Consider the following 17437-nt stretch of genomic DNA (forward strand, 5'->3'; position numbering starts at 1 on the left):
TACGGAGTTATCACACTGTTACCGGCCAAAACCGGCAACCCGGCCCGGAATCAACTCGGCAGCCGGCTGGTTGCTCCGGTCACAGCTCTCCCAACCGACGAGGGGTCCAGATGTCCAAGCCATTCAGCGAAGAGGACCGGCAGAAGTTCCTGGCGGGCAAGCACGTGGCGGTGGTCGCCGCGGCTGCAGACGACGGGCGACCGCCAGTGGCCCTACCGATCTGGTACGGATACGAGCCGGGCGGCAACATCCTGATCAACACCGGCGCCGCCAGTCGCAAAGCGCGGGCATGGGAGAAGGCCGGCGCGGTGACCGTCATCGTCCAACAGGAAGAGCCGCCGTACCAGTACGTCATCGTCGAAGGCACCATCATCGACGTGGCGAAGCCGACTCCGACCGACATCCGGGAAGCGATCGCGATCCGCTATCTCGGTGAGGAAGACGGCAAGAAGTTCGCGGCCGCCATGCCCGGCGAAGGTGCGGCCCTGTTCACCGTACGACCAGACCGCTGGATCACGGCCGACTACTCTGAGTAGCTGGCGGCAGTTCCTGCCGCGGCGCGTCAACTCGCGCCGGACGGGGTGCCCAAAGGGCGGGCACCCCGGCGGCGCGAGTTGGTCGGCCTACGGCCGACGCGGTGGTGGTTGGGTTGGGTTGGGGGTAGGCACGGCGCGGGGGGGTTGTGTTGGGTTGGGTGGGCGCGGCGCGGTGGTGGATGAGTTGGGCGTGTACGGCGCGTTGTGGTCGAGTCGGGTGGGTGCCCAAAAGGGCGGGCACCACTACTCTCACGGCGAGCTACGTCCACCGCCCGCGGTTGGGCGGCGTGATCCCGGCTTCGCCACGATGTGTGCGTTAGGTGCTCCACCGAGGTACCCGCTACGGCGCGAAACTGTCGTACCCCCCTGTCTAAATTAGCCCCCACCCAGATCGGGTGGGGGGTGGGTTTGAGGACGCGCGTCGACGAAAATTTTGACGTGTCCTGAGGTGTCTGAGGCTGTAGTTGCTGGAGTGACTTGTTCCGGCTGACTGTGTTGATCAACAACAAAGGCGCCTCATCCGTCACGTCAGCCGCAGACGCGACAGGGATGCTCCCAGCTCGACCACCACCGCGTCGGCCGTAGGCCGACCGAATGACGTCGCCGGGGTGCCCGCTCTTTGGGCGCCCCGTCCGACGTGATTCGATGCGCGCGGCAGGCACTGCCGCCAGAAACGACGTGCGCGGCAGGCACTGCCGCCAGAAATACGGATCCCGGATGGGGAGAACCCACAGTGGGTTCGTTACACTGGCGCACTGGGGTCACACCGCCCTCTGTGCAAGCATGCCCCTGGCAGGGGCTTGTTGGCGGGAGGCAGTGTGGTTCGGCCGGGTTGGATCGGCAGTCGGCGCGTGCGGGCCGGTTGTCGCAAAAAGACGCGGTGCAGGTCAGAGGGGTGTGGCTCAATTGGTAGAGCAGCGGTCTCCAAAACCGCAGGTTGCAGGTTCGAGTCCTGTCACCCCTGCACTGTTGGGCGACGGTGGCGCTCCAAGACACGGAACAACGACGTGACACCGGCCGTTTCCCGGTGGGAAACCGACGATGGAAGAGGCGAGCGTGGCTAAGGGCAAAGGCTCCGCACCGGCCGACGATGAGGCTGACGCGGTGCTGCCGGACGACACCGACACGACGCAGGACGACGCTGATGCGGTTGACGACTCCGCTGAGGAGTCCGGCGAGTCGCGGCGCTCATCGGACAAGAGCGACCGCAAGTCGGACCGCCCGAAGTCCAAGCGTGGCGGCGGGCGTACGAATCCGGTCAGCTGCTGGGTGCTGCGGTTCGTCCGGGAGGTCGTCGCGGAACTCGGCAAGGTGATCTGGCCGACCCGTAAGGACCTGATCACCTACACGCTGGTCGTGGTCGTGTTCCTGGTGGTCATGGTCGCCCTGGTCGCCGGGCTGGATGTCGGCTTCGAGCGGCTGGCGCTGCTCGTCTTCGGCGGCGGCACCAGCAGCTAGCCACCGGCGAAACCAAGTAAGGCTGAGTAAGGCAATGTCAAACCAGGAAGAGAGCGAACGCGTGCCCGAGTTGGACGAGGCCGGCCCGTCAGTTGACGGCGTCGAGGCCGGCGAGACCGCACCCGTCGGTGTGGTTGACGCCGACGCCCAGGGCGACGTTGAAGCGGTGGGCGACGAGCAGGACGAGGCAGCCGAGGGCGAGGCAGCCGAGGAGGCCGACGAGGTCGACCCGGTGGAGGAGCTCCGTGAGGCGCTCCGGATCGCCCCCGGCGAGTGGTATGTCGTGCACTCGTACGCCGGCTACGAGAACAAGGTGAAGACCAACCTGGAGAGCCGGATCTCGTCGCTGGACATGGAGGATTTCATCTTCCAGATCGAGGTCCCCACCCAGGAGGTGACCGAGGTCAAGAACGGAAAGCGCCAGCAGGTGCAGGCCAAGGTCTTCCCCGGCTACATCCTGGTCCGGATGGAGCTCTCGCCGGAGTCCTGGTCCGCGGTTCGCAACACCCCCGGCGTCACCGGCTTCGTCGGTGCCACCACCCGGGCCGACCGGCCCAGCCCGCTGTCGTTGGAAGAGGTCGTCAAGATCCTTGCTCCGACGGTGGAGAAGGAGCCGGCCAAGCAGTCCATCAAGGTCGTAGACTTCGAGGTCGGTGACTCGGTCACGGTCACCGAGGGCGCGTTCGCGACCCTGCCGGCCAGCATCAGCGAGATCAACCCGGACGCCCAGAAGCTGAAGGTGCTGGTCTCGATCTTCGGCCGGGAAACTCCGGTGGAGTTGAACTTCAACCAGGTCTCGAAGATCTAGCCACCCACCACTCCCAGCCAGACATCACCTCAGGAAAGACAGACATGCCCCCGAAGAAGAAGCTCTCGGCCATCATCAAGCTCCAGATCAAGGCCGGCGCGGCCACCCCGGCGCCGCCAGTGGGTCCGGCGCTCGGCCAGCACGGCGTCAACATCATGGAGTTCTGCAAGGCGTACAACGCGGCCACCGAGGCCCAGCGTGGCGACGTGGTGCCGGTGGAGATCTCGGTCTACGAGGACCGGTCCTTCACTTTCGTCACCAAGACGCCACCCGCCGCCCGGCTGCTGCTGAAGGCCGCTGGCATCGAGAAGGGCTCCGGCGAGCCGCACCGCCTCAAGGTCGCCACGGTCAGCAAGGACCAGGTCCGCGCGATCGCCGAGCTGAAGATGGCCGACCTGAACGCCCTCGACATCGACCAGGCCGAGCGGATCATCGCCGGCACGGCCCGCTCCATGGGCATCAACGTCGGTCAGTAGTTGTCGCGGGCGGACCATCCGCCCGTACGTGGGAGGGCCACGCGCTGGCCCGCCAACCACACCCCAGCAGGAATCGAAGGGAAAGCACGTGAAGCGCAGCAAGGGATACCGCAAGGCCGCCGAGGTGGACCGGGAGAAGCTCTACAGCCCGCTGGAGGCCGCGCGCCTGGCCACCCAGACCTCGGTGACCAAGTACGACGCGACCGTCGAGGTCGCCATGGTGCTCGGCGTCGACCCGCGCAAGGCCGACCAGATGGTCCGCGGCACGGTCAACCTGCCGCACGGCACCGGCAAGACCGCCCGGGTGATCGTGTTCGCGATCGGTGACCGGGCCGTCGAGGCCGCCGCCGCCGGCGCCGACGAGGTCGGCTCGGAAGACCTGATCGAGCGCATCCAGGGCGGCTGGCTGGACTTCGACGCCGCCATCGCCACTCCGGACCAGATGGGCAAGGTCGGCAAGATCGCCCGGATCCTCGGCCCGCGCGGCCTGATGCCGAACCCGAAGACCGGCACCGTCACTCCCGATGTCACCAAGGCGATCAACGACATCAAGGGTGGCAAGATCAACTTCCGGGTGGACAAGCAGTCCAACCTGCACTTGGTGATCGGCAAGGCGAGCTTCGACGTGGAGAAGCTGGTGGAGAACTACGCCGCCGCGCTCGACGAGGTCAGCCGGGCCAAGCCCAGCGCGGCCAAGGGCAAATACCTGAAGAAGGTCACCTTCGCCACCACGATGGGCCCGGGCATTCAGGTCGACCCGAACCGGACCCGCAACTTCCTCGTCGAGGACGACGCGACCGCCTAGTTCGGTTTCCACGATGCCCTGCTGCGAAAGCGGCAGGGCATCGTGGCGTTTGTGGGGGTGCCGCGCAGCGGGTACGAGCGGTGACGTATATTCAGTAGTTGATCCAACCGAAGACCGCTGGTTGCTGGGCCGTAGGGCTCGGCCGAAGGGCTCACGAACGTGTGAGCGGCCCGCGCAGGATGGACGGACAGTGTTGCCGGGCCTCGAAAGAGCAGCTCGCCCCACGCCCCGTGCCTTCTCGCGCCGGGGCGTTTTTTTCGTTCCGTGGGGCGCCAGCCGAGCTGTACGAGAGGAGGTCGAAGTGGCCACTGCTGCCGAGACAACGGTGAAGTCCGAGAAAGTCCAGGCGGTCTCCGAGCTCGCGGGCAAGTTCCGTGACTCGTCCGCTACGGTGCTGACCGAATACCGCGGCCTCACGGTGGCGCAGCTGACCGAGCTGCGTCACTCGCTGGGGCGCGAGACGACATACACCGTCGCCAAGAACACCCTCACCTCGCGGGCTGCCAAGGACGCCGGGCTGGACGGGCTGGACGGGCTTTTCGTCGGCCCGACGGCCATCGCGTTCGTCGGCGGCGACCCGGTCGAGGCCGCGAAGCACCTTCGCGACTTCGCCAAGGCGCATCCGCTGCTGGTGATCAAGGGCGGTGTCATCGAGGGTCGCGCGGCGACCGCCGAGGACATCACCAAGCTGGCCAACCTGGAATCCCGCGAGATTCTGCTGGCCAAGCTGGCTGGTGCCATGAAGGGCAACATGGCCAAGGCGGCCGCTGTTTTCGCAGCGCCGGCTTCCAAGTTCGCCCGTACGATGGCCGCCCTGCAGGAGAAGAAGGCGGCCGAGTCCCCGGCCGCTGGTACGACCGACGCAGCCGCCGAGGCTGGCGCCGAGGGCTAGCAGCCCGAACCCGAAAGATCTGCGGGTCGGCTGCCGGCCCCGAATGTGCACGAAAGGAAAACCTGACATGGCGAAGCTGTCCAGCACTGAACTGCTCGACGCGTTCAAGGAAATGACGCTCATCGAGCTCTCGGACTTCGTGAAGGAGTTCGAGGAGACCTTCGACGTCACCGCCGCCGCTCCGGTCGCCATCGCGGCCGCTGGTGGCCCGGTTGACGCCGCGCCGGCCGAGGCCGAGAAGGACGAGTTCGACGTCGTCCTCGAGGCCGCTGGTGAGAAGAAGATCCAGGTCATCAAGGAGGTCCGCGCGCTGACCTCCCTCGGCCTGAAAGAGGCCAAGGACCTGGTCGACAGTGCTCCCAAGGCCGTCCTGGAGAAGGTCAACAAGGAAGCGGCCGAGAAGGCCAAGGAGCAGCTCGAAGGCGCCGGCGCGACCGTCACCCTCAAGTAGTTCCACGTTTCATCCCAACAGGGCGGTCATCCTCCGGATGGCCGCCCTGTTGGTTTTCCCCTTGGAGGAAACCGTTGGTGGGCTCTCGTGCATCGGTGAGGTGAGAGAGGGCTGATGACGGATCCGGGGAAGCGATCCAGAGGCTGACGGCCGTACCCACCCTCGCCAGGAACCCTGCCGCCGGAGACACCGCGTCGGCCGTAGGCCGACCGATTCGCGTTGCCGGGTGCCCGTTTTTTTGGGGGCGCCCCGTCCGGCGTGAATCGATGCGCGCGGCAGGTACTGCCGCCAAAGTTACTGCGCTAGCGTGGGGTAAAGCGCGGACGGAGTGTCCCGGGGGTGCTGATGAAGGATCGGCTGAGCACACCTGCGGACTCGCGCGACCGGGCCGCGCCGGCCCGGTCCCGGGCGGGCACGGCGACCCAAGAGCTGCTGCGTCTTCAACAGAGCGCTGGCAACCGGGCTGTGACCGGGGCCGTGACCGCCGACCGGGCCGCTGTCCAGCGGGTGCCGGTGACGCTTGGGACTCGGCAGGAGACGTTGTTCAACCAGGCCGGTCCGGGTGCGACGGCGGCACCGGCTGTCTATGGCGGCAACACCGGCGCGCGTGCCGACATCAGCCGCGGTGGTACGCCCGAGGTGGCCACCGTGACCGTACGCATCCGGTTCTTCGACCAGGCCCGTACGCCCACTGGTGGCAACACCGGGCCGAGGACAGCGCTCGCGCCCAATGACCCGCGGATCGCGTGGGCGACCAAGGTCTGCACCGACGCACCTGGCACCTGGAACAACCGCGGGAAGCTGGTGAGCGTACGCAAGCCCAAGACCGGCGTCGGCTCGTGGTTCTCGCCGGACCCGGGCGGCCCGGTCCAGCTGCCGCTGGTGTTCCGGGCGGTGCCGGTGTGGGACCTGGCCTCCCCGGCGGACGTGGAGATCGCGGTTTTCGGGCAGGCGACCACGGCTGGCGGTCCGCAGCATCCGATCGACGCTGGCCACTACTACATGACCAAGGGCGCGAACTACCCCTTCCCCGAGACCGCCATCTATGCCCACGAGTACGGCCACCTGATCGGTCTCCCGGACGAGTATTCGCAGTCCAACCCACAGATGCACGCACTGTTGCACGACATGGACCCAGGCACCGCGGCCGTGCGGCAGGCCGCGATGGACAACCAGGCGGTGCGCCGGATGGTGCTGGCCGCGCTCGCCCGCCCGCTCTACGACCAGTTGGCCAGGGCCACCGGCAACATCGCGGCCGCGCTCAAGCGTGGGTCGGTGCCGATGGTCACCGCGCTCGGCGGCCAGTTGCGCGCCGCGATCTCCGACCCGGCCGTCCGCGCTCTGTTCGAGTCTGCCGTGCCGCCGACCAGTGCCCGGCTCGCGCCTCGGGTAGCCGCGGCCGTACGTGGCGTCACCGGCTCGGCCAGGGGCGCGGCCGCGATGGCCGGGAAGGTCGTCAAGGCGGAGATGGCGCCGGCGGCCGTCAACGCACTGGTGACCAGCCAGTACTGGAACGCGCTGATGGCGGTCCACAACACGGCCGCCAACGTCGGTGGGATCGGCATCAACATCAACATCCAGGGCAGCGGCATCACCCCGAGCGGGTTGTGGGCAGCGGCGATGAGCGGCCCGTCCGCGGCTGACGCTCAGGCGGTGACTAATCAGTCGGTGGGTGCGCTGCAGACCGGCCGGGTGCCACCGGGTACGACCGTCCAGCTCGATCCTGCGCCAACTGGAGTCCCTGCCGGCCGGTTGGGCGGCATTCTCCGCGGCCGCCCCGGCTGCCCTGAACACCGCGACTCTCAAGACCGACCTGACCAGCGCGTTGTCGGTCGCCGCCGCTTTCCGTGCCCTCGGTGTCACCCCAACGCCGGCCACCCTGACCAGCGGCCGGGCGCTGGCCCACGCGATCAGCGGTTCCATCCGCGCGGCGCCGCCACGCTGGCGGCGCAGAACGCCGTACGAGCCTTCCTCAGCGCGGAGATCACGCCGGTCCTGCAGACCAGTGTCACCGCGCTCACCACCGCGGTCGGCCAGGAGGTGGACACCGTGATGGCCACTCCGGCTGGCTCCGTCGCGACCACCGCCCCGAAGGATCCGGCGATCGCCGCGCTGGCCACCTCAATGCACACCCAGCTGACCACCCAGGCCGCCGCCGCGACCGCCGCTCAGGGTGCCGCCGCCGGCTCCACCGCGGTCAATCCGGGGACCACCGCGCCGCCGCAGGCGGTCACGTACGGTACGGCCAACATGATGAGCGACAACAGCCTGACTTTCCGCGCGGACCAGTTCAGTGACCTCGCGAACAAGTTCAACAGCGCGCCTGGGCTGCGCCACGACCGGGAAGACCCGTTCAAAGCCGAGACGGTGTGAGCATGGACCTGCCGCTGTCCGGAGCCGTCCTGTCGGTGACCTGGCGGCTGCCCGGCATCGACGAAGTGCTGGCGGTGTGGCCGGACGGCACGGCCTGGCACTGGCTGCTGACCTCCGGTGAGCCTGACCAGCGAGACCTCGCCGGCACGTTCCGGACCACGGTGGCCGACGGTGAGCTCGCCACCGCTGGCCGATTGGCCGAGCGCGTACGCGCCGCCGCCGGCCAGTCAGGGAGCGGGCCGCGGCTGCTGGTCGCGCCGGTGACCAGAGCCGCGAAGTGGAAGTCGGATCGGCGCTCGCCGGTGAGCTTGGCGCGTACGCTCAACTGCTCCGCAAGCGCGCGGTCCAAGAGCCGGTCGCCGCGATCCGATTGGCCGCCGATGTTCTCTCTCGCTGCCGGCCGGCTCGAGCCTGGCCCTGCGGTTCACCTCGATCGGCGTGACACCGGTGACGCTGCAGCTGGATCCACACCGGCTGGCGGTCGAGGCAGCCGACCTGTGGCAGGACGCACCAGCGCCCCGGATGGGTCTGATCAGCAGCGACAACCAGTTGCTCGACGGCCTGTATGTGCCAGCGTCCGTACCACCCGGCGCCACCGGCATGCTGCTCCTCCTGGCCGGCGATCCTCCAGCAACGCACGCCCGCGTGCGCGGCCAGCTGTGGGTGACCGGTCCTTTCCCAGACGCGTACCCACTCCCTTTCGAAACCACAGCATGATCTTGATGGAACTGCACAATCGGATTCCGATTATCACGACGGTCGGTGCTTGAGCTGCGGAAATGAGCCGGGACGTGACAATCGGACATCCAATGGTGGTGCCCGATTGCCACTTTGTTGCCCGTTCTAGCGCGGTAGGTGGGCAAAAAAAGTGACAATCGCGCATTTGCGGGCATTTTCTGGACCAATTGAACGCGCGCTTATCTCGCGCGCGCGTCAACTTACGTAATGAAAACCCGCCACCCACCCCCCACCCTTCTGAAAGGGCGGGGGCTCAAAATGTCACCCGGGTACGACAGTTTCGCGCCGCACCCTATGTAGAGCGGCCCGATTGGCTGGACAGAACACCAGGATTTCCTCGAGTGTCGGACTTTATCCCGCACTCGAGGGTGACTGCGGGATAAAGTCCCGCACTCGACGTGGTGAGGCAACACCCAGACCTGGCATTCCGCGCCGCGAGGGGCGAGCGCTGGCGGGCCAAAAACTGGGGGCAGGGGATTGTCACCTATGTGCGGTAAGGAACAATTGCGTGCTGTGACTTCCTACGAGTGACTCGACGTACCCGTTACTGGGAAGTAACGTAATGCCGATCACCGTGGGCTGCGTCACGTGACAGCCTCGGTGCAGCGGGTCAGCCGGACCTCGGCGCTGCTGCCGTACGGAGCCACAAGCTCGTCGGCAATCAGCGCATTCCACGGACAGCTGAGACGGTAGGCGGCATGATGCGTTCCGCGTCACTTACGACTTCCAGGGTCGTTGGTTCGGTTAGCCGGGAGGGGGTGCGTGATGGGCGTTGAGGTCAAGGTCGAGGGTCTGACCAAGTCTTTCGGGCGTCAGGTCATCTGGTCCGATGTCAGCCTGACGCTGCCGGCCGGCGAGATCTCGGTGCTGTTGGGTCCGTCCGGCACCGGCAAGTCGGTCTTCCTGAAGAACCTGATCGGGCTGCTCAAGCCCGACCGCGGCTCGATCACCATCCAGGGCAACGACCTCACCAAGCTGTCCGAGCGCAAGCTCTACGAGGTCCGCAAGCTGTTCGGCGTGCTGTTTCAGGACGGCGCCCTGTTCGGCTCGATGAACCTGTACGACAACATTGCCTTCCCGCTGCGCGAGCACACCCGCAAGTCCGAGTCCGAGGTCAAGCGGATCGTCGACGACAAGATGGAAATGGTGGGCCTGGCCGGCACCGAGCGCAAGCTGCCCGGTGAGATCTCCGGCGGCATGCGCAAGCGCGCCGGCCTCGCCCGAGCGCTGGTGCTGGACCCGGAGATCGTGCTGGTGGACGAGCCGGACTCGGGCCTGGACCCGGTCCGCACGGCATATATCAACCAGCTGTTCGTCGACCTGAACCAGCAAATCGGCGCGACCTTCCTGATCGTCACCCACGACGTGAACACCGCGCGTACTGTGCCGGACAACATCGGCCTGCTCTACCGCCGGCACCTGGCCATGTTCGGGCCGCGGGAGATGCTGCTGTCCAGCGAGGAACCGGTCGTCAGACAGTTCCTGAACGCCCAGCGGCAGGGCCCGATCGGGATGTCGGAGGAGAAGGACGTGGGTGAGCTGGAGGCCGAGCGGCAGGCCGGGTACGAGATGCCCCCGCTGCCGCCGATCGCGCTGCAGCTGCTGCCCACCGACGGCCAGGTCCGGGCCGGCCAGCGCCCGCCGGGCGCGTGGTGCCAGGCGAACGGGGTCACCCCGCCGCCCGGCTCGTTCCAGGACCCGCCCGGGGTGGCAGGCTCTGCTGGCAACGCCAGGCACGCGCAGAGTTCGGGCTGGACCAAACCCGCTGGCCGTGCGGACGACGACACCCTGGCATTACCCCGCGTGGAGGGTTAGCTGCATGTCACATCCAGCCTGGTCAGCGTCGACCACGCACACTCGCCGACCGGAACGGGAGCTGATGGCTTCCGAACCGATCACCGGCGGCCTGCGGACCGCCGGGAACCTGTTCTCGTTCGGTCTGGACACGGTCGTGTCGCTGCCGCGCCGGCCGTTCCAGATCCGTGAGTTCATCCAGCAGGCCTGGTTCATCGCGTCGGTGACCATCCTGCCGACCGCGCTGGTGTCCATCCCGTTCGGCGCGGTGATCGCGCTGCAGCTGGGCACCCTGACCCGGCAGCTCGGCGCGCAGTCGTTCACCGGTGCGGCGAGCGTGCTCGCGGTCGTACGCGAAGCGAGCCCCATCGTCACCGCGCTGCTCATCGCCGGTGCCGCCGGCTCGGCGATCTGCGCGGACCTCGGCTCCCGGAAGATCCGCGAAGAGCTGGACGCGATGCAGGTGCTCGGCATCAACCCGATCCAGCGCCTGGTGGTGCCCAGGGTGGTCGCCTGCATGCTGATTGGCCTGCTGCTGAACGGCCTGGTCAGTGTGGTCGGCGTGTCCGGCGGCTACTTCTTCAACGTGATCATCCAGGGTGGTACGCCGGGTGCCTACCTGGCCAGTTTCACCGCGCTCGCGCAGCTGCCGGACCTGTGGTCGGCGGAGATCAAGGCGGTGATCTTCGGCTTCATCGCCGCGGTGGTCGCCTCGTACAAGGGCATGAACGCCGGCGGCGGTCCCAAGGGCGTCGGTGACGCGGTGAACCAGAGCGTGGTCATCACGTTCATGCTGCTGTTCTTCGTGAACTTCGTGGTCACCGCGATCTACTTCCAGGTCGTGCCGGCGAAGGGCTCGTAGGGAGATGGCCGACCTGAGCTCGCTTTACAAGCGACCGCTCGCCGCCCTGGACGACCTGGGCGGCCAGATGTCGTTCTATGTCCGGTCGCTGGCCTGGACTCCGCGCACGCTCACCCGCTACAAGAAGGAGATTCTCCGGCTGCTCGCCGAGGTCTCGTTCGGGACCGGCGGTCTCGCGGTCATCGGCGGCACCATCGGCGTCATCGCGTTCATGTCGTTCTTCACCGGCACCGAGGTTGGCCTGCAGGGTTATGCGGCACTGAACCAGATCGGTACGAGCGCGTTCACCGGTTTCGTCTCGGCGTACGTGAACACCCGCGAGATCGCGCCGCTGGTCGCCGGCCTCGCCTTGTCCGCGACCGTGGGCTGCGGTTTCACCGCCCAGCTGGGCGCGATGCGGATCAGTGAAGAGGTCGACGCGCTCGAGGTGATGGGCCTGCCGTCGCTGCCGTTCCTGGTGACGACCCGGATGATCGCCGGCTTCATCGCGGTCATCCCGCTCTACATCATCGGGCTGCTCTCCAGCTACCTTTCCACCCGTACGATCTCGGTGCTCTACAACGGGCAGTCGGCCGGCACGTACGACTACTACTTCCATCTCTTCTTACCCCCGGTCGACGTCCTCTGGTCCTTCGTCAAAGTGCTGGTGTTCGCCGTCATCGTGGTGCTGATCCACTGCTATTACGGCTATTACGCGAGCGGCGGCCCAGCTGGCGTGGGCACCGCGGTGGGCCGTGCCGTACGAACCGCGATCGTCGCCATCAACGTGGTGGACTTCTTCCTCAGCCTGGCCATCTGGGGTGCCACCACGACGGTCCGGATCACCGGGTAGAGGGGACGGGAATGAGCAAGTTCGGTGAGGTGCTGAAAACCCGGCTGCTGGGCCTGGGGTTCCTGCTGCTGCTCGCCATCCTGGTGACCCTGTCGATCCTGCAGTTCCAGCACGTCTTCACGCCGGTCGTGATGGTCACGCTGCAGACCGACCAGGCCGGCAACCAGCTGAACACCGGCGCGGACGTGAAGCTGCGCGGGGTGATTGTCGGAGACGTGAGAACGATCTCCACCAACGGGACCGGCGCGAAGATCGCCCTGGCGCTGCAGCCCGACAGCGTCGGCCTGATTCCCGCCAACGTGATCGCGCAGCTGCTGCCCAAGACGCTGTTCGGCGAGAAGTACGTCTCGCTGGTCACCCAGGGCAGCAGCCTTCCGGCGACAGTGTTCGCGCTGGTCAGACCATCTTCCAGGACCGCTCGGCCTACTCCGCCGAGCTGCAGCAGGTGCTCAACGAGCTGCTGCCGCTGCTGCACACGCTGCAGCCGGAGAAGTTGTCGATCACCCTCAACGCGGTGGCCACCGCGCTGAACGGGCGCGGCAACGAGCTCGGCGACACGTTGGTGACGCTGAACGACTACCTGGGTCAGCTCAACGGCGCGCTGCCGGCGCTGCAGGCGGACATCCGCAAGCTGGCGTCGGTCAGCAACACGTACGCGGACGCCGCCCCGGACATCCTCGCGCTGCTGAAGAACCTGACCACCACCGCGAACACAGTGGTCGACCAGAAGACCAACCTCGCCAAGCTGTTCGCGTCCACCACGGTCACCGCGAACACCACCCGGCAGCTGCTGGAGACCAACGGCAACCAGATCATCCAGGTGGCCGACTCGTCCCGGCCGATCCTGCAGCTGCTGGCCGAGTATTCGCCGGAGTTCCCATGCTTCCTCAAGGGTCTGACGGACACCGAGGCCAGGGCCGAGAAGATCATCTACGACAACCGCATCCACATCACCGTGGAAGTCGTTCGCAACCAGGGCAAATACCTGCCCGGCCACGACGAGCCGGAGTACGGCGCGAACAGCGGCCCGAACTGCTGGGGGATGCCGAACCCACCGGTGCCGTTCCCGGCAGCGCAGGCGCCGTCCGGCTACGACTTCGGGATCGCCCGCAACCCGCTGCCGCTGGGCGGCACCACGACGGACCTGCTGACAGCCGGCGCGGATCCGCGCGGCGGCGACATGGGCACCGCTGGTACGACCGCGGACCGGCAGACCATTGACCTGATGCTGGCGCCGGTGCTGGGGGTGTCGCCGAGCAAGGTGCCACCGGTCGCCACACTCTTGTTCGGGCCGATGGCCAGAGGAGCCCAGGTGAGCTTGTCGTGACGCTCTCACATCGAACGGAAGAGGTGATCGGGTGAAGTCGGCACTCAGCGTTTCCAGCCAGCTGACCAAGCTGATCATCTTCATTTCGGTCACCGCGGTGTTGACCGCCGCGCTGGCCGTGACGATCGCGTCCACCAGCTTCGGCGGCAAAATCACGTACCGGGCGCAGTTCACCGACGTGACCGGGTTGAACGTGAGCGACGACGTGCGGGTCGCCGGCGTAAGGGTCGGGTCGGTCAGCTCGATCAAGGTGATCGGCGCGAAGCTCGCCGAGATCTCCTTCTCCGTCGACAACACGGTGAAGCTGTCGGTCGGTACGAACGCACGGATCCGTTACCGGAACCTGGTCGGCACCCGCTATCTGGCGCTCACCGACGGCCCCGGCCCGGTCGGTGACCTGCAGCCGGACGCGCTGATCCCGGTGGCCCGTACCGAATCGGCCCTGGACCTGACCGTGCTGTTCAACGGATTCAAGCCGCTTTTCACCGCGCTGAACCCGAAAGACGTGAACAACCTGGCCTTCGAGATCATCCAGGTGCTGCAGGGCGAGGGCGGCACGGTGGACAGCCTGCTGGCCAGTACGTCCTCGCTGACCAACACGCTCGCCAACCGGGACGCGCTGATCGGCCAGGTCATCACCAACCTGAACTCGGTGCTGGCCACCGTGGTGAGCCGGGACTCGCAGCTGTCCAACCTGATCGTCCAGCTGCAGCGGTTCGTCTCCGGGTTGGCCTCGGACCGTACGGCCATCGGTGACTCATTGGCGAACATCGCCAGCCTGAGCAGCAGCACCGCGGGTCTGCTCACCGACGCCCGGCCGTCGATCAAGTCGGACATTGCCTCCCTGAACACCGTGGCCGCCACCCTCAACGGCAGCTCGGACGTGGTCAACGGTGTCCTGCAGCGGTTGCCCACCAAGCTCAGCAAGCTGACCGCGCTGGGCTACGGCGGCGGGTGGTTCAACTTCTACCTGTGCTCGATGGGCGGCTACACGACCCTCCCGGTGGTCGGCAAGGTGCAGGTCGGCCCGATCGACCGGTCCGGCTACCCCTGCAGCGGGGGTGGCCAGTGAAGCCGTTTCGGGAGCGCAACCAGCTGGTCATCGGCATCGTCGGCGTGGTGGTGATCGCGCTGGTCATGCTGATCGCGTTCAACGCCGGCAACCTGCCGCTGATCGGCGGCGGCACCACGTATGCGGCGGATTTCCGGGACGCCAGCGGACTGAAGCCGGACGATGAAGTGCGGATCGCCGGCGTAAGGGTTGGCAAGGTCGAGGACCTCTCGTTGAGCGGCACCCATGTGGTGGTCAGTTTCAAGATCGACAGTGGCCAGCTGACGCTGGGCAGCACGACGACGGCTTCCATCCGGATCAAGACGCTGCTCGGCCAGAAATACCTGGCGGTGGTGCCGACCGGTGGCGGGAAGCTCAGTGGCGACATCCCGACCAGCCGGACGACCTCGCCCTTCGACGTGGTGCAGGCGGTCAGCGGACTCGCCCAGACGGTCGGCGACATCAACACCACCCAGCTGGCCGCCGCTTTCGACACCATTTCCGAGACTTTCGCCGGCAGCCCGGCCAACCTGAGTTCGGCGCTGACCGGACTGTCCAAGCTGTCCACCACGATCGCCAGCCGGGACGCCCAGCTCGGCCAGCTGCTGGCCAGCGCCAACACGGTGACCGGCCTGCTGGCCGACCGGCGGACCCAGTTCCAGCAGCTGATCACCGACGGGAACCTGCTGCTCGCCGAGCTGAACCGGCGCCGGGTGGTCATCCACACGCTGCTGGTGAGTTCGACCGCGCTGGCCAACCAGCTGACGGCGCTGATCGTGGAGAACCGCAACCAGCTCAAGCCCGCGCTGGACCAGCTGCACGGCGTGCTGAGCCTGCTTCAGGCCAACCAGAACAACCTGGACGCGGCGCTGCAACGGTTCGCCCCGTTCGTACGCACCTTCGCCAACGTCCTGGGCAACGGCCGCTGGTTCGACTCGTACATCATCGGCTGCCTGCTCCCCCGCCGCCGCCGATCAGCCCCGCCGCCTGCCCGGAGTCAGGCCAGCCGACCAACCCGCTGGGAGGCGGCGGATGAGCGCGCAGACCGCTGAGAAGACGCCCCGGTTCATCGATCGGCCAGGCATGAAATTCCTGCCGATTGGGCTGGTCATCCTGCTGATCGCCGTCATCGGTGGGGTCGTCTGGATCGCCACTACGCCGTCGTTGCGTACGATCACCGCGAATTTCAGCGAGACCGTCGGCGTCTATGCAGGTTCGGACGTACGCATCCTCGGCGTGAAGGTCGGCACCGTCACCTCGGTGACGCCCATCGGCGGCCAGGTTCGGGTCGAGCTGAACTACGACAGCAAATACAAGGTGCCGTCCGACGCGGTCGCGGTCATCGTGCCGCCGTCGCTGGTCTCCGACCGATATGTGCAGCTCTCGCCGGTCTATCAGAGCGGCGCGCAGATGGTGGACGGCGCGGTGCTGGGCACCGACCGGACCGCGGTGCCGGTCGAGCTGGACCAGATCTACCAGTCGCTCAATGACCTGAACGTGGCGCTCGGCCCGAGCGGCGCGAACCGGGACGGCGCGCTCAACCGGCTGCTCGCCACCGGCCGCGCGAACCTGCAGGGCAACGGTACGAACCTGAACACGACCACGAAGAACCTGTCGCAGGCCATCCAGACCCTCGCGGACCACCGCGGTGACGCCTTCGGGACGATCGCCAACCTGCAGCAGTTCGTCAGCACGCTGGCCGCCGCCAGCGACTCCCAGGTGCGGACGTTCAACAGCCAGCTGGCGCAGGTGTCCAGCCAGCTCAACGGCGAGCGGGCAGACCTTGCCGCGTCGCTGAAGGCGCTGTCGATCGCGCTCGCGCAGGTGCAGTCGTTCGTGAAGGAGAACCGGACGTCGCTGTCCACCGACGTGGCCCAGCTCAGCAGCCTGACCGCGATCCTGGTCAAGCAGAAGGCGTCGCTGGCCGAGGTGTTGGATGTGGCGCCGCTCGCGATCAGCAACGTCGAGCTGGCGTACAACGCCACCTCGGGCACCCTGGACACCCGCGACGACGCGATTTCCGGGCTCGACCCGGCGCTGACCCTGTGTGGCGGGTTCCAGCTCGCGAACGTGCTGGCCAAGGACGAGTCGCTGCGGAACACCTGTGTCGGCCTGGTGCAGATGATCACCCGCTGCAACACCGGCATCGTGCCGGCGATCCTCAAGCCGCTGGCCGCGCTCCCGCCGGTACGAGCGCTGCCCTGCAGTTATTCCGCGCTGCCCGGCGGCACGTACCCGACCTTCGGCAACGGTGCCTCACCCGCCAACGGCACGCCCACGGGCACTGGAGGCGGGGTCAACCTCCCGGTGCCTGGCTCCGGGTTGACCGGCACCATCGACCGTACGGTCGGCGGCATCCTGAGCGGAGGGCAACTGATGGTGCTCTCCCGCCGCAGACCGGTGGTGCGCTGGGTCGCGTTGCTCAGCTGCCTGGTGGTTTTCGTCGCTGGCTGCAAGTTCGACGGGTTGTACGGCGTACCGCTGCCTGGCGGAGTCGCCGGCACCGGCGGCTACCAGGTGAAGATCGAGTTCGCCGACGTGCTCGACCTGGTGCCGCAGTCAGCGGTGAAGGTCAACGACGTGACCGTCGGCAGCGTCGGCGAGATCGACCTGGTGCCGGCGTCCATCCCGGCCAAATACGCGGCGATGGTCACCATCAACCTGGAGAAGTCGGTGGTGCTGCCGGACAACGTGTCCGCCGGCATCCGGCAGACCAGCCTGCTCGGCGAGAAGTATGTGGACCTGCAGAGCCCGCCGGCCGGCCAGGAGGTCGGCCGGCTGTCCTCCGGTGACCTGATCCCGATGTCCCGTACCAGCCGGGACGTGGAGATCGAGGAAGTGTTGGGTGCGCTGTCCCTGGTCCTGAACGGCGGGGCCCTGCAACAGATCCAGACGATCAACAAGGAGCTGTCCACCGCGTTGTCCGGCCGCGAGCCGCAGGTCCGCTCGCTGCTGAACGAGCTGGACACCTTCGTGGGCAGTCTGGACGCGCGCAGAAGGCGAACATCATCAAGGCGCTGCAGGGCCTGAACCG

The 17437-nt window shown here is 67.1% G+C and carries 18 protein-coding genes and 1 tRNA gene; 18 read left to right on the top strand and 1 reads right to left on the bottom strand.

Features of this window, described 5'->3' with window-relative positions:
• Positions 1-110: 110 nt before the first annotated feature.
• From GNX96_RS08470 to GNX96_RS08510, 9 genes are all read left to right on the top strand, one after another.
• A complete protein-coding gene (locus GNX96_RS08470; protein ID WP_163567636.1) occupies positions 111-536 on the top strand; it encodes a pyridoxamine 5'-phosphate oxidase family protein in 426 nt (141 codons plus the stop codon).
• Between the two features lie 891 nt (positions 537-1427).
• Positions 1428-1500 (top strand) — tRNA-Trp (locus GNX96_RS08475).
• Between the two features lie 92 nt (positions 1501-1592).
• Positions 1593-1994: a preprotein translocase subunit SecE gene (gene secE / locus GNX96_RS08480; RefSeq protein ID WP_279579803.1), complete on the top strand. Its 402-nt coding sequence runs from the start codon at positions 1593-1595 to the stop codon at positions 1992-1994.
• 34 nt (positions 1995-2028) lie between these two features.
• Positions 2029-2802 carry a transcription termination/antitermination protein NusG gene (gene nusG, locus GNX96_RS08485; protein WP_163567638.1) on the top strand — a complete coding sequence of 258 codons (774 nt, stop codon included), beginning with the start codon at positions 2029-2031 and terminating at the stop codon, positions 2800-2802.
• Positions 2803-2846: 44 nt separating this feature from the next.
• Entirely contained in the window at positions 2847-3278 is a 432-nt protein-coding gene (gene rplK, locus GNX96_RS08490; protein ID WP_163567639.1) for a 50S ribosomal protein L11, read from the top strand.
• Between the two features lie 88 nt (positions 3279-3366).
• Positions 3367-4083, top strand: a complete 717-nt coding sequence (rplA, locus tag GNX96_RS08495; RefSeq protein WP_163567640.1) for a 50S ribosomal protein L1 — start codon at positions 3367-3369, stop codon at positions 4081-4083.
• A 325-nt stretch (positions 4084-4408) separates the two neighbouring features.
• A complete protein-coding gene (rplJ, locus tag GNX96_RS50220) occupies positions 4409-4975 on the top strand; it encodes a 50S ribosomal protein L10 (protein WP_279579836.1) in 567 nt (188 codons plus the stop codon).
• Positions 4976-5042: 67 nt separating this feature from the next.
• Positions 5043-5426 (top strand): 50S ribosomal protein L7/L12, encoded by a 384-nt coding sequence (gene rplL / locus GNX96_RS08505; RefSeq protein WP_163567642.1) that lies wholly within the window; start codon positions 5043-5045, stop codon positions 5424-5426.
• Between the two features lie 345 nt (positions 5427-5771).
• Positions 5772-7799 carry a hypothetical protein gene (locus tag GNX96_RS08510; RefSeq protein ID WP_163567643.1) on the top strand — a complete coding sequence of 676 codons (2028 nt, stop codon included), beginning with the start codon at positions 5772-5774 and terminating at the stop codon, positions 7797-7799.
• Here GNX96_RS08510 and GNX96_RS08515 read toward each other — a convergent pair.
• Positions 7780-8148, bottom strand: a complete 369-nt coding sequence (locus GNX96_RS08515) for a hypothetical protein (protein WP_163567644.1) — start codon at positions 8146-8148, stop codon at positions 7780-7782. The genes GNX96_RS08510 and GNX96_RS08515 overlap by 20 nt on opposite strands.
• A 98-nt stretch (positions 8149-8246) precedes the next feature.
• Between GNX96_RS08515 and GNX96_RS08520 the strand changes: the two genes are divergently transcribed.
• From GNX96_RS08520 to GNX96_RS08560, 9 genes are all read left to right on the top strand, one after another.
• Entirely contained in the window at positions 8247-8516 is a 270-nt protein-coding gene (locus GNX96_RS08520) for a hypothetical protein (RefSeq protein WP_163567645.1), read from the top strand.
• Between the two features lie 786 nt (positions 8517-9302).
• Entirely contained in the window at positions 9303-10352 is a 1050-nt protein-coding gene (locus tag GNX96_RS08525) for an ABC transporter ATP-binding protein (protein WP_163567646.1), read from the top strand.
• 64 nt (positions 10353-10416) lie between these two features.
• Positions 10417-11193, top strand: a complete 777-nt coding sequence (locus tag GNX96_RS08530) for an MlaE family ABC transporter permease (protein WP_163567647.1) — start codon at positions 10417-10419, stop codon at positions 11191-11193.
• 4 nt (positions 11194-11197) lie between these two features.
• Positions 11198-12025, top strand: coding sequence for an MlaE family ABC transporter permease (locus GNX96_RS08535; RefSeq protein ID WP_163567648.1), 828 nt, complete (start codon positions 11198-11200; stop codon positions 12023-12025).
• Between the two features lie 11 nt (positions 12026-12036).
• Positions 12037-12555, top strand: a complete 519-nt coding sequence (locus GNX96_RS08540; protein WP_163567649.1) for an MCE family protein — start codon at positions 12037-12039, stop codon at positions 12553-12555.
• Positions 12462-13352 (top strand): MCE family protein, encoded by an 891-nt coding sequence (locus tag GNX96_RS08545; protein ID WP_279579837.1) that lies wholly within the window; start codon positions 12462-12464, stop codon positions 13350-13352. The genes GNX96_RS08540 and GNX96_RS08545 overlap by 94 nt, the downstream gene beginning before the upstream one ends.
• 31 nt (positions 13353-13383) lie before the next feature.
• Positions 13384-14424, top strand: a complete 1041-nt coding sequence (locus GNX96_RS08550) for an MCE family protein (RefSeq protein ID WP_163567651.1) — start codon at positions 13384-13386, stop codon at positions 14422-14424.
• Entirely contained in the window at positions 14421-15455 is a 1035-nt protein-coding gene (locus GNX96_RS08555; RefSeq protein ID WP_163567652.1) for an MCE family protein, read from the top strand. Before GNX96_RS08550 ends, GNX96_RS08555 begins: the two co-directional genes overlap by 4 nt.
• Positions 15436-17433 (top strand): MCE family protein, encoded by a 1998-nt coding sequence (locus GNX96_RS08560; protein ID WP_163567653.1) that lies wholly within the window; start codon positions 15436-15438, stop codon positions 17431-17433. The genes GNX96_RS08555 and GNX96_RS08560 overlap by 20 nt, the downstream gene beginning before the upstream one ends.
• The last annotated feature ends 4 nt before the right edge of the window (positions 17434-17437 follow it).

The sequence above is a fragment of the Fodinicola feengrottensis genome, assembly GCF_010993775.1.
GTDB classification, from domain to species: Bacteria; Actinomycetota; Actinomycetes; order Mycobacteriales; family HKI-0501; genus Fodinicola; species Fodinicola feengrottensis.

Excerpts from the sequence above, each read along its gene's own strand:
- GNX96_RS08470 (WP_163567636.1), top strand. The coding sequence starts at position 111 with ATGTCCAAGCCATTCAGCGAAGAGGACCGGCAGAAGTTCCTGGCGGGC.
- nusG (WP_163567638.1), top strand. The coding sequence starts at position 2,029 with ATGTCAAACCAGGAAGAGAGCGAACGCGTGCCCGAGTTGGACGAGGCC.
- rplK (WP_163567639.1), top strand. The coding sequence starts at position 2,847 with ATGCCCCCGAAGAAGAAGCTCTCGGCCATCATCAAGCTCCAGATCAAG.
- rplL (WP_163567642.1), top strand. The coding sequence starts at position 5,043 with ATGGCGAAGCTGTCCAGCACTGAACTGCTCGACGCGTTCAAGGAAATG.
- GNX96_RS08510 (WP_163567643.1), top strand. The coding sequence starts at position 5,772 with ATGAAGGATCGGCTGAGCACACCTGCGGACTCGCGCGACCGGGCCGCG.
- GNX96_RS08525 (WP_163567646.1), top strand. The coding sequence starts at position 9,303 with ATGGGCGTTGAGGTCAAGGTCGAGGGTCTGACCAAGTCTTTCGGGCGT.
- GNX96_RS08530 (WP_163567647.1), top strand. The coding sequence starts at position 10,417 with ATGGCTTCCGAACCGATCACCGGCGGCCTGCGGACCGCCGGGAACCTG.
- GNX96_RS08535 (WP_163567648.1), top strand. The coding sequence starts at position 11,198 with ATGGCCGACCTGAGCTCGCTTTACAAGCGACCGCTCGCCGCCCTGGAC.
- GNX96_RS08540 (WP_163567649.1), top strand. The coding sequence starts at position 12,037 with ATGAGCAAGTTCGGTGAGGTGCTGAAAACCCGGCTGCTGGGCCTGGGG.
- GNX96_RS08560 (WP_163567653.1), top strand. The coding sequence starts at position 15,436 with ATGAGCGCGCAGACCGCTGAGAAGACGCCCCGGTTCATCGATCGGCCA.